Below are 14016 nucleotides of genomic sequence, written 5' to 3' on the forward strand. Positions count from 1 at the left end.
GGCTATGCGCGGACTAGTTACAAAATCTACAGGCAGTTGGTATCAGGTACTTGACGAGAACGGAAATCGCTACGAATGTAGGATTAAAGGGAAATTCAGGACGCAGGGTATCAAAACCACCAATCCGGTTGCGGTTGGTGACTGGGTGGATTTTGAAGTGGAACATGGTCAACAGAGTGCGGTGATTACCAAACTGGAGCCCCGTAAGAATTACATTATCCGGCGATCGGTAAATCTCTCCAAGCAGACCCAGATTATCGGTGCTAACTTAGATCTTGCCCTATTGGTTGTTACATTGGCCTCCCCGCCGACATCAACCGGTTTTATCGATCGATTCCTGGTCACGGCGGAAGCCTATAGCATTCCAGCAGCTTTGGTATTCAATAAGCTCGACCTATTCTCAGAGGAAGGCTTGGAAATTCTACAAGTCTACATGGATATCTATGAAAACCTGGGCTACCCTTGCTTTGCCGTTTCTGCCCTGGAAAAAGAAAACATAGAACCCCTTAAAGAGTTGCTGAAGGATAAGATCACGCTGGTCTCTGGGCATTCAGGGGTTGGCAAATCCACCCTGATCAATTCGCTTATCCCGGATCTCAACTTGAAAACGGGAGATATCTCGGAATGGTCCGATAAGGGAAAGCATACGACAACCTTTGCGGAAATGTTGGACCTGCCATTCGGCGGTAAATTGATTGATACCCCCGGGATCCGTGAGCTCGGCATCGTGGATATTGAACCGCAGGAGCTCTCGCATTACTTTCCGGAAATGAGAAAGCTGATGAACCAATGTAAATTCCACAATTGCAGGCATATCAATGAGCCTGGTTGTGTCGTTCTGGAAGCGGTTGAAAATGGTGATATCGAGCCATCCCGTTATGACAGTTACCTGTCTATTTACGGGAATGAGAACAATAGAAATTAATCGTGCTATTCCCTTTTGATTCAGTTAGTTTACAATAAGGGTATCAAAATTCGACAAGCAGGAAAATTTATTTTTCAATTTAAACATAATGGCTGTATTATTGTTTTATAGTACTAAGTATTATTGAAAACCTTTTTGTTTGAATTTATGAAACCGATTTGGAAGTGGATCATTGGGATTTTATTGCTCTTGATTATAGGAGTAGTGTGTGTTGGGTGGTATTATAGCCGCAATTGGAAGCCATTGGTGGAGGAAAAACTGAAAGAAACCGTGGCCAAATCTACAAATGGGCTTTATTCGTTGAAATACGATGACCTAGATTTGAATATTACCTTGGGAAATGCGACCCTCAAAAATGCAGAACTTATCCCAGATTCGGCCGTATATCAGCGTATGGTTCAAGCCAAGGAAGCCCCGAACAGTAGGTTCCACATCAAACTCTCTTCGCTGAAGGTAAGGCGTTTCAATATCTGGGATATCATTAAGAACCGCAAACTGTACATCAAACGTATTGAATTTGACTCACCGGATATCCACATGATGTCCGAACGTCATGCTTACAACGATACGATCCAGCCAAAGGAAACAAAAACCCTGTACGATAATATCAAGGATGTCTTCAGTTCCATCAATGTGAAGGATATTGAAATCGAAAATGTAAAGTTCAAGTTTTCCAAGATCGAGGAGGGTAAATCCAGTGATATTGTTTTGGACAGTGTCGGCATTAAAGTACACGATATTTTGGTGGACGAGGCTTCCATAAAGGATACCACGCGCTTATTTTATACGAAAATGGTCGAAGTCGAGGTGCCGAAGTTCTCGTATGATCTGTCCAATGGCATTTACCGAGCAAAATTTGATCGCCTCGTGTTGAACACACAAGACCAAAATGTCCTGCTGACGAAAGCAGAATATGCCCCGAAAATGAGCAAAGCCGCTTACTTCAAAGCGCGTAATGAAAACATCACCATGGCCGTCATGAAATTCGATACCCTTCGTTTTGAAAAACTCGATTTCAAAGAACTGATCGATAACCAGCAGACCATTGCACAAAATGTGCAGATTAAGAATGGATCCGTCTCCCTCTATAACGATAAGCGCTATCCAAAGAAATCCGTTTCCAAGGTTGGAAAATCACCTCATCAGCAATTGATGAAAGCGAAACAATTGATCCGGATCGACACGGTATTCGTGGATAATGTTGATGTGCTATATGGGGAAATGAGCGGCAAATTCCATAAGGAGGGAGTTATTACCTTTACCAATGCCAAAGGAACTTTGACCAATGTGACGAATGACAGTACTCATTTGATCAAGGATAAAATGATGCGGGCCAATTTAAGTGCAAACATTATGGGCTCCGGTTTACTTTCCGCTCAGTTTGGTTTCGACATGTTGAGCAAAGATGGGTACCATACCTATAAAGGTACTTTGGGCAGGATGCAAGCACCTGCCTTCAATAAGATCTTAACACCCCTATTGAATGTCGGCATCAAATCGGGAAATATCCGAAAGGTAAGTTTTAATATGCAGGGTAATGACCATAGAAACTGGGGAGATTTCCGTTTCGATTATGACCATTTGAAGGTTGACCTTTTAAATTCCATGGGCGAGGACATGAGCCGAACCCGCAAAGGTATCCTATCGTTTGTGGTGAACAATATCCTGATCAATGACAGTAACCCGGATGCCAATGAAAAATACCATATCGGGAAAGTAAATTACCGACGTGTTCCCGAGCATACCTTCTTCAAGACTTTATGGCAAAGTTTACTCGAAGGGATCAAGCAATGTGCGGGTATCAGTAAGGAAAGGGAAGCAAAATTAATGGGCGCTGCAGAAACCGGTAAAGAGGTTGTTGATGAGACCAAAGGCGTGATCAAGAAAACTGGTAATTTCTTCAAGGGACTTTTCAAGAAAAAGGATAAAGGCGAAGAAGAAGAAAAGAAGGACGAAAAGTAGAAGTAGTTTCACGTGAAAGATTGCATTCCTTGCTTTTAGTTAGTAATTCCTATGTTTGTAGTTCATGGATTCCATTTTTAGTTTTCTAAAATATCTCTTCCGATACAAAAAAGGAATTGTCGATCAGGTTGTTTTTTATGCCAGCCTGCTAAGTACCATTGTCATGGTGCTGCATGTTGGCTACATCACCAATCCGGAAATTGCCGACATCACCCAAAGAATCGTCGTCGCTTCCTATTATGGGTTGTTCCTGTTTGAGATCTTTCGGACGGTATCCTCGATTTTGGTGGCACGGCGGATCACTATGGCCCATTATTCGGGGGTACTGGTCAGCGCATATTTTCTCCTCATTTTCCTTTCCCGGCACAGCGGGGGGCTGCTATCCAGCTTTGCAAAGGATGAATGGCTCTATTTGGGTATTGCCATTATCTTTATTTCTGAGCTTTCCAAAAGCAGCTTATTCTTCGATAACTTTTATTTCAATCCTACCATTCTCTTTGTTGTCAGCTTTCTGGGGTTGATCGTCCTTGGAGCATTTCTGTTGATGCTGCCCCGGACAACCTTGGAAGCACCATTGAGCTTTGTGGATGCCTTTTTTATGGCCACCAGTGCCGTCTGTATCACAGGTCTTTCGGTAACGGACATATCCACGAATTTCTCGGTATTTGGCCAATCCGTGATCATGGCCCTTATCCAGGTCGGCGGACTCGGGATTATGACGTTTACCGGATTCTTTGGCTATTTCTTTTCCGGCGGATTTTCCTTTAAGAATCAGCTGATGTTCGGCGAGATTTTGGGCGAGAATAAATTGAATTCCGTGATATCAACGCTATTGACCATTATTTTCATTACCCTGCTTTTCGAATTTATAGGTGCAATCCTGATTTTCTTCTCCTTGGAGGCTAAGCATTTCGATTCTATTGGCGAGCGTATATTTTTCGCTGCTTTCCACGCGATTTCGGGATTCTGTAATTCCGGATTCACGATCGTTAAGGATGGTATCAATAGCGACACGTACCGGTTCAACTATAATTTCCAGTTGGCCGTAGCCGCGATGTTTATCCTGGGTAGCTTCGGTTTCGGAACAATCTTTAATTTATATACGCTGGTCAAGGAGCGGATCAATGCCCTGATCTGTAAGTTTATCAAAAAGCAAAATTATAGGCATAAACCTCAGGTTTTCACCTTCAATTCCCGATTTGTGGTATTGTGCAATGTTATCGTGATCATCTTGGCTACCGTATCGTATTATTTTCTGGAAAAGGACCATTCCCTAATGGCGGACAAATCGGCCTATGGAGATTGGGTTACTTCGATTTTTATGGCCAATTCGGCTCGATCTGCAGGATTCAATAGTGTTGATATCAATTTTGTGAACATTCCAACGTTGATCATGATCGTTACACTGATGTGGATCGGTGTATCTCCGGGATCGACGGGTGGTGGGGTCAAGGTCACTACCATTGCCATTGCGCTGATGAATATTGTGGCGCTTGCCCGTGGGAAGGAATCCATAGAGATATTTAAACGGAAGATCGCCTCTGAATCGGTGAATAAGGCCTTCGCCATTATTCTACTTTCAGTCCTGACGATTACACTCAGCTTTATCCTGCTGAACTTTGCCGATCCGGAGCAGCAGATGATTCCGTTGCTGTTCGAAACGGTATCGGCGTATACCACTTGTGGATTGTCGCTGGGCATTACTGCCTCGCTGTCGGCCACGAGTAAGATTATTTTGATGTTCACGATGTTTGTCGGACGAGTGGGCATGTTAACACTCTTGGTGGCATTTATCAAAAACACGAAAAACAAGAGTTATATTTATCCAACGGAAAAGATTTTGTTTTAATAGGTATGAAGTATATTGTATTAGGTTTAGGGCATTTTGGGCGATCTTTGGCGATCCACCTGACAGAGTTGGGTCATGAGGTTATTGCGGCGGATAAGAATCTGGCAATTGTTGAACAGACCAAGGACAGGATTACCCACACGGTCTGCTTGGACAGCACGGATAAGGATGCGGTGAGCTCGTTGCCCCTTCGGGAAAGCAATGCGGTCATCGTGGCCATCGGCGAGGAAGAAGGCGCCAGCCTCTTGACGGTTGCTCTATTGAAACAGCTGAAAGTCAAGCGGATTATTGGTCGGGTCGTATCTGATCTTCAGAAAACGGTATTGGAGGCCATGAACATCGATGAGTACATCATGCCGGAGGAAGAAGCCGCTGAACGGTTGGCCATGCGCCTGGATAATATCGATATTGTCGATTCCTTTAAGGTTTCCGACAAATACTCCATCATTGAAACGAAAGTACCGACCAAATATGTGGGCAAAACCCTAAAAGAGGCAGATTTGACCAATAAATATAAAGTAATCGTGCTAACTACGGTCCACGTAGAAAGTGAAACCCAAAAGGACGGCTCCAACCGAATCAACAAAGAGGCCTCGGGAATCGCAAAATCCGATACCCTCCTGCAAGAAAATGACCTATTGGTTCTATTTGGCGAATTGTCCAATATCAAAGACCTAATCCAAAAGGGGTAAAATCCCCCTTTTGGAACGAAGGACTCTCTACAATTGAGATTACATCCTGCTAATCTTAATCCACCGCTGCTAAATAGTCCCTGTTATGAATCAGATAACATCGCACATCTCACGTCTCTTATCCCCCATCTATTCTCCCCCTTTGCAATTCCCGCTTTCTATCTCACATCTCATATCTCATATCTCACATCTATTTCCTATTTTTGGGGCTATATCATTAATAACCCTAGCAATAGATGAAAAATTGGTTTAAGGAAAATCAGAACCACCTGATCATTATTGGCGTTTTCTTGCTGATGGTGGTCCTTTATTTTACTCCGGTGTGGCAAGGCAAAACTTTGCTCCAAAGTGACGTGATGCAGGCCAAAGGTAGCCAAAAGGAAATCTTCGAATACAGAGAAAAGGATGGTAAGACCCCGTTATGGACAAATTCCATGTTCGGTGGGATGCCGACCTATCAAATATGGTACGACCATGCGAACAATATCACTACGCATATCGGACCAACCATCAGAGCGGTATTTCCGCCACCTTCCGATGTGCTTTTATTGTTCCTATTGGGCGGGTATTTCCTGTTTTCGGTATTAAAACTGCGGCCCTGGGTGGCTGCATTGGGGGCGATAGCACTCGCTTTCTCGTCGTACAACATGATTTACGTGGAGGCAGGACACCTCAATAAGGCCTATGCTATTGCCTATATGGCACCGATTATCGGTGCGGTTATCCTGTGTTACCGTGGCAGCAAGTTCTGGGGGCCATCTTTATTGGCGTTATTCCTGGCATTGGAAATCCGTGCAAACCACATCCAGATGACCTATTACCTATTCATTGCGCTCCTTATCTTGGTGGGTTTTGAATTGTACTATGCCATCCGTGATAAGAAATTGAATAAATTCATCCAGGCAACGGGATTGCAGCTGATCGGTGTGGTCGTGGCTGTTTTGGTGAATGCTTCGGTGTTGTTCCCTACCTATGAATACAGTAAGTTGACCATCCGTGGAAAGGCGAACATCGAAAAAACGGACAGCGATGGAAAAAGTTCCGCTGGTCTGGAAAAGGAATATGCCTATGCTTGGAGCCAAGGGGTGGGAGAGAACATCACCTTCCTGATCCCGAATGCGTATGGCGGTAGGAATACGGGCGTGAACTTAACGGAAGAATCCAATACGGTAAAATCCCTGACCAAATTGGGCATGCCTGAAAGCCAGGCCATCCAATTTGCAAACGGAGCATTGCCATCCTATTGGGGCGAGAAGTCCATTACTTCCGGGCCATGGTATTTTGGAGCCGGTATTATGTTCCTGTTCGTGCTTGCCCTGTTTGTTGTTAAGGATCGCCTGAAATGGTGGATTCTTTCCGCAACGATCCTGACAATTTTCTTGGCATTTGGTAAACACCTGCCCTTTATATCCGATCTATTCTTCGATTACTTCCCGATGTACAACAAGTTCAGGGCTGTAGAATCCATTCTGGTCATCCCTTCGGTCCTAATTCCGTTATTGGCGGTGATGGGCTTGAATGAGATCATCACGCGTGGAAGTGAAATCCCGGACCTGCAGAAGAAGGTATTATATTCCGGAGCCGGTGTTGCGGTTGTCTGTTTGGCGATCGCTCTGATGCCGAATCTATTGGATCTGCGCAATTCCCAACATCAGGAATTTGTGGCTGCTCTTCAGCAGAATGTGGGTGATGCGACCATTTCCAACGAGTTGGTGAGTGCATTATTGAAAGATCGTGCAGATATGGCCTCAAAGGATGCATGGCGTTCCTTCTTCATTGTGGCATTGACTTTTGCTTTTGTGTGGTTCTTCATCAAGAAGAAACTCAACATGGCAGTTATGGTTGGCGCAATTGCGGTGATTACTTTGGTAGATCTTTGGTCCGTAGATAAACGGTACTTAAACAACGAGTCCTTTGTCGATAAGAGCATCTATGAAAAACCTATTCCTGAACGTGAAGTCGATCAATTGATCCATTTGGACAAGGATCTTTCTTACCGCGTTCTTGATCTGACGACAAGTCCATTCAATGATGCCAGTGCGTCTTATTTCCATAAAAGCTTTGGTGGTTACCATGCAGCCAAGCTGATGCGTTTCCAGGAAGTTTTGGAAAATCAGTTCAACGGCAACATCAATGAGGATGTATTGGATATGATGAATGTTCGCTACATCATCACCAAGGATCAATCCAATAACTCCGATCGTATTTCCCGCCGCAGTTCGGCATTGGGTAATGCCTGGTTTGTCAATGGCGTAAAATTCGTCAATGGAAACAAGGCAGAGATGGATGCTTTGGGAACATTCGATCCACGGAAAGAAGCTATCGTTAATGAAGGCCTGAAAGGTGAGTTTGGTGACAAGACCATCGGTCAGCCGACCAATGCACAGATCAAATTGGTCAGCTACCACCCGGATACCTTAAAATATGAATACTCGGCAGGCAACAATGTCTATGCTGTATTTTCTGAAATGTTCTACGATAAAGGCTGGAAAGCATACCTGGATGGCGAGGAAGTGCCGATTATTCGCACGAACTATCTGTTGCGCGGATTGGCCCTGCCGGGAGGAAACCATAAGGTTGAATTCGTATTCGAACCGGCATCCATGAAAATAAGTAACATGATTTCCCTGATTGCTTCCATTGTCCTTGTGCTTGGCTTAGGCTTGGCTGTTTGGCTTTCCCTGAAACATCGGAAAGAACGGACTGCGCCTCAGCAACCCAAGACGAAATAAGAAGTTAGTAAGATAAAATACGTTGAACCTTCAGAATAAGGATAGTTGTGGATCCGAAACTCTGAAGGTTTTTCTATGGTGTGGGGTCAAGCCCAGTTGGATAACCGCTTGACGATGTTTAATCGTTGGATATCCTTTGTTTTTCAACCAATCATAATCCGGGAAGTCATTTGCAATCCCTGCCATATATTCATCCCGATAGGTCTTCGCCAAGATGGAAGCCGCCGCAATGGATAGGTATTTTCCATCACCCTTTACGATACAGGTATAGGGAACCTGCTGATAGGGGATAAATTTATTGCCATCGATCAGGAGGTAGCCTGGCTTGATATTCAGGGCATCGAGCGCCTTGTGCATGGCAAGGTAGGACGCCTTATGGATGTTGATTTTATCGATCTCTTCGGCCGATACGCTTGCCACGGCATAGGCCAAGGCCTCCCGCTCGATGATCGGGCGTAATTCCATGCGTTTCTGTTCGGATAGTTTCTTCGAGTCATTCAAAATGGGGTTGCAATAGCCAACCGGAAAAATCACCGCTGCAGCAAATACAGGACCCGCCAAGCACCCTCTTCCTGCCTCATCACATCCAGCCTCCACAAGAATTTCCTGATAGTGGGATAACAAAGAAATCGCTTTTTCCATACAACAAAGATAGGGCATCACAAGGAGAAATGGTAATGGTTAATAATGTGAGCCTTACATTGCCCTTATCTTATAATCCAATCCATCACCCGAATTCCCCTTCGAACCATAACCCACCTCAAACCAAAAAATTTATTTGAGTCATATTATATTGGTCAAAACAATCCAGTAGATGAAAAAGGCCAGGATCGGATTATAAATAGTAAATTTGCAACTGAATGAAAAGGTTAATCAGCATATTTATTTTACTGTTTTTGGTGGGCAATAGCTTCGCCAAGAATGCTGATTTTTTGGGTGTAAGGGAAGTAGTTGCCGCTAAGACGAGTACGAACGTTTTATCCAAAGGAGACCTGTTGAGAATTGAAAACGCAGCAATACGAATTAACAAACCCATTACAGTTATGGGTAGTCGAGCAAAAGGTACAGCAGGGGCATATTCTGATTGGGATTATTTAATACCAGGGCTTAATAGTAAAAATTGGAATACTATTAAAAACTCCTTGCCTGATTCTCGTTCGATTTTGGATAATACACCTCGAAATATAGATATTTTTAAAGGACCTCTTGATGGAACAAAACCTCATATAATAATAAACCCTCGCCTTAAATAATGAAAATAGAACACGAAATATTAGTTAATAAATATGGACAGGGGCTTGTCGGTACAGAACTACTTTTAAATTTATTTGGAAGTTTTGATATGGATTCTCAGAAGGTGTTTTTAAGTGAAATACAATTTCTTATTCTTCAATCAAAACCGAAAGAAAAAGATATTGAACCAGCTATAATAAACAGTGGTCTGAAATCTACATACACACCTTGTGTATTACTCAAAAAGGGTGTTGCAAATCATAATTTAGAAAAACTTGTAAACCTGCCTGAAAATGAACTGACAAAAGCGTTTCTATTGCTTTTAAGTTTGTTTAGGATAGCTTATAAGAGAAGGTTTGTAGTAGAAAAAGACAACCCTGATAAATGGTGGTATTGGGATTTATCTGACGAAACAAATATTAACAGAATACCGCAAAATAGATAACAATAGCAAAGCCTCGATTTTGCAATGTCCTTAAATAGTTAAACACTTTCTGGGGGGTGAAAATCAGTTTAAACAGCAAGGAAGCCAATTATTCCTCGCTGCTTAAATTTAAAAAATAGTCCCATTCTTCCCCCCATCCCAGTATTCCCCTTTCTATCTCAAATCTCAAATCTCAAATCTCCCATCTCACATCTCCAATGTAACTTCCTTGCGACACTATTTCGTTTACATTAATTTACACTTCTTCTTTTTTTCTTTGTTGCGTATTCGGAATGCTAAACTTTTTTCCTATACTGCTGTCAATAAGAAGTATACCAAAAATAGTATGAAAAGGATCATCATTATTGCTTTGCTATTGACAACGAGTTTTCACTTGTTCGCACAGCGGAAAAAAGACCGATTTGACATGTTGCCAAGTTTTCCTGTTTCAGTTGATGGCGATTTGAAGGAGTGGGATAACAAGTTAACTTGGGTTGATCAGGATTCTACCTGGGCATTTGCTGTTACAAACGACAGTGAATTTATTTACGTTGCAGTTAAGGTGAAGAACCTGGCGCTGCAGCAGGAAGCTGCCCGGAATGGAATCATTGTCAACATCAATCCTGAAGGGAAGAAAAGGGATGCCGCACGCTTGGTATTCCCGATCCCGGACAGCGAGTCTGTACGTGCGATGGTCAACGATGAAAATCTTCCGAATATGAACGTGCGTGAGGAGCTGATCAAGAGGAGTAGGGGATTTGGTGTGGTTGGATTCGCTCGGATAGTTGATGGAAGGTTGTCATTCGATAACACTTATGGTGTTAATGCAGTGGCAAAGTTGATGGATGATGATATGATGGTATACGAATCGAAGATTCCGATCGGTGCCATTGGGATGAAGAATCTGAAGAACCCCGTTGCGATTCAGATCATGATCAACAACCGATTTTCCATGTTGCAAAAAACTATCAAGAGTAGACCGGACCCGCGGATGCGGGGCTACGGAAGCTACACGCCGACAGTAAAGAACCCTTATAAGAAGACGGATGTCTGGATTATAGGGGTGCTGGATAGGCATTAGTTTAAATTGATATATGGATAAAATTATGAAGGCCCTGATGCTACTGTGCATCATGGCTATGAGCGCTTCTGTTTTTGCGCAATCAGGTCGTGTGGTGCAGGGCATGCTCCGCGACACCGAATCCCGGCCGATTTCCGGCGCTTCGGTACGATTGTTCTCCGATAAGGATACCATGGCAACGAGTTCCAACAATGCCGGGTTCTTCACCTTTGAAAATGTGAAAGGGACGAAATTGACCGTCCGCGTTTCTAGCCTTGGATTTTCCACCTTCGAGAAGGAAGTGGATTTCCCGGAAGGACAGAAACAGATCCAGGTGCCTAGCTTCGAGCTTGCCGTGAATGAAAACCAGATTGAAGAAGTTGTCATCCAGGGTGTGCCGACCGTACGTGTCGTTGGGGATACCGTGGAGTATACCACCAGGGACCTCAAATTACGCGAAGGATCCGTTGCAGAAGATGCACTGAAGAAATTACAGGGCGTGGAAGTGGACAAGGATGGAAATGTGACGGCACAGGGTGAATCCATTACCCGCGTACGCATCAACGGTAAGGATTTCTTCGGCGGTGATGTGAAGACTGCCACCCAGAACTTACCGGCGAATATCATAGAGAAAATCCAAGTTGTCGACGATTATGGCGATATGGCCAATGTGACCGGCAATAAAACTGGCGATTCCGAAAAAATCATCAATATTCAGATCGACCCGAAATACAACAAGGGTTATATGACGACCTTGCGTGCCGGTTATGGTACGGAGGATCGGTACCAAGCCACAGCCATGTGGATGGGTATGACCGATAAAACCCAGGTTTCCGTTTTGGGTAACCTCAATAACATCAATGCCCCTTTGTTTGACTTCAACACCATGGGTGGTGGAGCAAGACGCAGACAGGGCGGAGGTGGCAGACCTGGTGGCGGTGGCGGCATGTTCGGCCGTCAGGATGGTCTGACTAATGTCGGTTCCGTAGGTGTCAATATCCGTCATGATTTCTCTGAGAAATTAAAAGTGTACGGTAATTATTCCTATGGACGCGACGATAACAATACAGTAACCAATAGGTTGAACCAATATTACTTCGATGCAGGTACGCAGGAGGAAAAATCGGAGTCTGATGCCAATAATATTTCCGCAAGCCACCGCTTGGAGGCCAATCTGGAATGGAATATCACCGATAAAGATTACATCAAGTTGACCCCGCAATTTGGGTTCAATGATAACAGCGTGCGATCAAACTCCTTCAGCCAGTTCTTCGATATCAATCGCGCCTTGCAGAATCAGGATGCCGATACGTTGATCAATGGATCCAATGCGCCACGCTATAGCATTTCCGGTTTATACAACCGAAAGCTTAACGATAGGGGAAGAAACTTGTTCATTAACTTCAACTATGACAATGCGGCAACCAATAGCGATTTCGACCGAATTTTGGACAGGTTGATCAATGACCCGAACAATGCCGAGGCGACAACGGAAGAAATCTACCAACGCACCCTCCAAGAAGTGAAAAATAAAAGCTGGAATGCCGGAACATCCGTTTCCTATACAGAGCCGTTATCCAAGAATGGAAAGTTGGAGGTGACGTATGATTTCAACAAGAACAGTTACGACAACCACAGGTTCCAGGAAGCAAGGAATGAAGATGGTACACTTTATCCAAATGACGACTTGAGTATTGTGAATTTCGATTACAACCAGGACTATTCCTTCACCACGCACCGTATTGGAGCAAATTTTGCGTACGAAAACGATAAGATCAAATATTCCCTGGGAGCTGCCGTACAACCTTCACTATTGAAAGGTGTCGCTTCGAGTTCCGATGAATCGACCATTATCGATCGCAACAACTTCAATATCATTCCGATTGCGCGTTTTGAATACAAATTCTCGCGCCAAAAGAATATCAGCATCAATTATTCGGGAAGATCGAATGAACCGAGTGTGGATCAGATCCTGCCGTATGTAGTCAGCCAGAATGAGACGAACAAGATCTATGGTAACCCGGAACTGAATCCGGAATTCCGCCATCAGATGATGTTGCGCTTCCGTTCCGGTGATTTCCAGAAAGGGAATACCTTCTTCGCCTTTATGAATGCAAACCTGACCAACAACAAGATCGTTTCCTTTATGAAACGCGTTCCGGGAACGGAGAAAGGGATGTTGCAGGAAACAAGATACCTGAATGAAACTGAGGAGCCGATCTATGGCGTAAATTCTTTCTACCATTTCGGAAAATCGTTGAAGCAGAAAACCTACAACCTGATGTTGATGGGTGGTGTGAATTACAACAAGAATGTTTCCTACACGTCCAACGAGATTGCGGCCGTTGAAGGGATGAAGAATATTGCCAACAACTTTATAATTATGCAGGGCTTGTTCTTCCGCTACAATCCATCGGAGAACCTGGAGCTGAATCCTGGCGTTCGTTATTCCTATAACTTCACCAAAAACTCCATTACCGATAACAATTCGGAAGTATCCACATGGACACCGACCTTCATCGGATCGGTCAACATTACGCCTTCGACTATTTTTGGTGCGGATGTATCCAAATCCTTCAACAAGGGTTATGGAAGCTTGAGTAATGCAAATCCATTCATCATCAATACCTATATCGAGCAGAAACTCTTGAAAGGCCAACGCGGAACAATCCGCCTACAAGCCTTCGACTTACTGGATGAGCAGGTGAACCTGGCCAGAACGGTACAGGATAACTTCTCCTCAGATACGCAAACAAACCGTCTGGGAAGATACTTCATGCTGACATTTACGTTCAAGCTGCAGAAATTCTCCGGGATGGCACCATCTGAGGAAAGCGGATTCCCAGGCATGCGTAGACCACGGATGTAGTGTTAGAGATGTGAGATTTGAGATATAAGATTTGCGATATGAAGTGCGAGACTGGGGGATAAGGACCATGGAATGTGAGGATGAGTTTACAAATCATTAGCAGAATCATAAACAAGAGTTTTGTAACCATGATATCTCATATCTCACATCTCACATCTCAATACTATAACTCATATCTCACATCTCAAATCTAATCCCTACCAATACCTTGAAAAACAAATTGGGGAAACGGCCGAAAGGCCGTTTTTTTATTGGGGTGTTTTGAGCAAA

General features: G+C 43.8%; 10 protein-coding genes. 9 read left to right on the forward strand and 1 reads right to left on the reverse strand.

The window, feature by feature from the left end:
* Positions 1-4: 4 nt before the first annotated feature.
* The 5 genes from rsgA to G6N79_RS04105 all read left to right on the forward strand — a co-directional run bounded on the left by rsgA (position 5) and on the right by G6N79_RS04105 (position 8160).
* Complete coding sequence (gene rsgA / locus G6N79_RS04085) at positions 5-925, forward strand: ribosome small subunit-dependent GTPase A (protein ID WP_103905628.1); 921 nt, start codon at positions 5-7, stop codon at positions 923-925.
* Between the two features lie 147 nt (positions 926-1072).
* Positions 1073-2887 (forward strand): hypothetical protein, encoded by a 1815-nt coding sequence (locus G6N79_RS04090; protein WP_103905667.1) that lies wholly within the window; start codon positions 1073-1075, stop codon positions 2885-2887.
* A 64-nt stretch (positions 2888-2951) separates the two neighbouring features.
* A complete protein-coding gene (locus tag G6N79_RS04095; protein WP_234993165.1) occupies positions 2952-4736 on the forward strand; it encodes a TrkH family potassium uptake protein in 1785 nt (594 codons plus the stop codon).
* Between the two features lie 5 nt (positions 4737-4741).
* Positions 4742-5428 carry a potassium channel family protein gene (locus G6N79_RS04100; protein WP_103905627.1) on the forward strand — a complete coding sequence of 229 codons (687 nt, stop codon included), beginning with the start codon at positions 4742-4744 and terminating at the stop codon, positions 5426-5428.
* Between the two features lie 236 nt (positions 5429-5664).
* Positions 5665-8160 carry a YfhO family protein gene (locus G6N79_RS04105; RefSeq protein WP_103905626.1) on the forward strand — a complete coding sequence of 832 codons (2496 nt, stop codon included), beginning with the start codon at positions 5665-5667 and terminating at the stop codon, positions 8158-8160.
* Between the two features lie 30 nt (positions 8161-8190).
* On the opposite strand, the gene G6N79_RS04110 is transcribed toward G6N79_RS04105, so the two are convergent.
* Positions 8191-8802 (reverse strand): ribonuclease HII, encoded by a 612-nt coding sequence (locus G6N79_RS04110; RefSeq protein WP_103905625.1) that lies wholly within the window; start codon positions 8800-8802, stop codon positions 8191-8193.
* 218 nt (positions 8803-9020) lie between these two features.
* Here G6N79_RS04110 and G6N79_RS04115 point away from each other — a divergent pair, with 218 nt between their 5' ends.
* From G6N79_RS04115 to G6N79_RS04130, 4 genes are all read left to right on the forward strand, one after another.
* Positions 9021-9413: a hypothetical protein gene (locus G6N79_RS04115; RefSeq protein WP_103905624.1), complete on the forward strand. Its 393-nt coding sequence runs from the start codon at positions 9021-9023 to the stop codon at positions 9411-9413.
* On the forward strand, positions 9413-9838 hold the full coding sequence (locus G6N79_RS04120) for a DUF5958 family protein (protein WP_103905623.1): 426 nt from the start codon (positions 9413-9415) through the stop codon (positions 9836-9838). The genes G6N79_RS04115 and G6N79_RS04120 overlap by 1 nt, the downstream gene beginning before the upstream one ends.
* A gap of 325 nt (positions 9839-10163) precedes the next feature.
* A complete protein-coding gene (locus G6N79_RS04125; RefSeq protein WP_146060590.1) occupies positions 10164-10898 on the forward strand; it encodes a hypothetical protein in 735 nt (244 codons plus the stop codon).
* Between the two features lie 13 nt (positions 10899-10911).
* Complete coding sequence (locus tag G6N79_RS04130) at positions 10912-13746, forward strand: outer membrane beta-barrel protein (RefSeq protein ID WP_103905621.1); 2835 nt, start codon at positions 10912-10914, stop codon at positions 13744-13746.
* Positions 13747-14016: the final 270 nt, after the last annotated feature.

Origin of the sequence: Sphingobacterium lactis, assembly GCF_011046555.1 — a bacterium.
In the GTDB taxonomy this organism is placed as follows: domain Bacteria; phylum Bacteroidota; class Bacteroidia; order Sphingobacteriales; family Sphingobacteriaceae; genus Sphingobacterium; species Sphingobacterium lactis.

What these genes read in the sequence shown, in the direction of transcription:
- rsgA (WP_103905628.1), top strand. Translation starts at nt 5, where the DNA reads ATGCGCGGACTAGTTACAAAATCTACAGGCAGTTGGTATCAGGTACTT.
- G6N79_RS04090 (WP_103905667.1), top strand. Translation starts at nt 1,073, where the DNA reads ATGAAACCGATTTGGAAGTGGATCATTGGGATTTTATTGCTCTTGATT.
- G6N79_RS04095 (WP_234993165.1), top strand. Translation starts at nt 2,952, where the DNA reads ATGGATTCCATTTTTAGTTTTCTAAAATATCTCTTCCGATACAAAAAA.
- G6N79_RS04100 (WP_103905627.1), top strand. Translation starts at nt 4,742, where the DNA reads ATGAAGTATATTGTATTAGGTTTAGGGCATTTTGGGCGATCTTTGGCG.
- G6N79_RS04105 (WP_103905626.1), top strand. Translation starts at nt 5,665, where the DNA reads ATGAAAAATTGGTTTAAGGAAAATCAGAACCACCTGATCATTATTGGC.
- G6N79_RS04110 (WP_103905625.1), bottom strand. Translation starts at nt 8,802, where the DNA reads ATGGAAAAAGCGATTTCTTTGTTATCCCACTATCAGGAAATTCTTGTG.
- G6N79_RS04115 (WP_103905624.1), top strand. Translation starts at nt 9,021, where the DNA reads ATGAAAAGGTTAATCAGCATATTTATTTTACTGTTTTTGGTGGGCAAT.
- G6N79_RS04120 (WP_103905623.1), top strand. Translation starts at nt 9,413, where the DNA reads ATGAAAATAGAACACGAAATATTAGTTAATAAATATGGACAGGGGCTT.
- G6N79_RS04125 (WP_146060590.1), top strand. Translation starts at nt 10,164, where the DNA reads ATGAAAAGGATCATCATTATTGCTTTGCTATTGACAACGAGTTTTCAC.
- G6N79_RS04130 (WP_103905621.1), top strand. Translation starts at nt 10,912, where the DNA reads ATGGATAAAATTATGAAGGCCCTGATGCTACTGTGCATCATGGCTATG.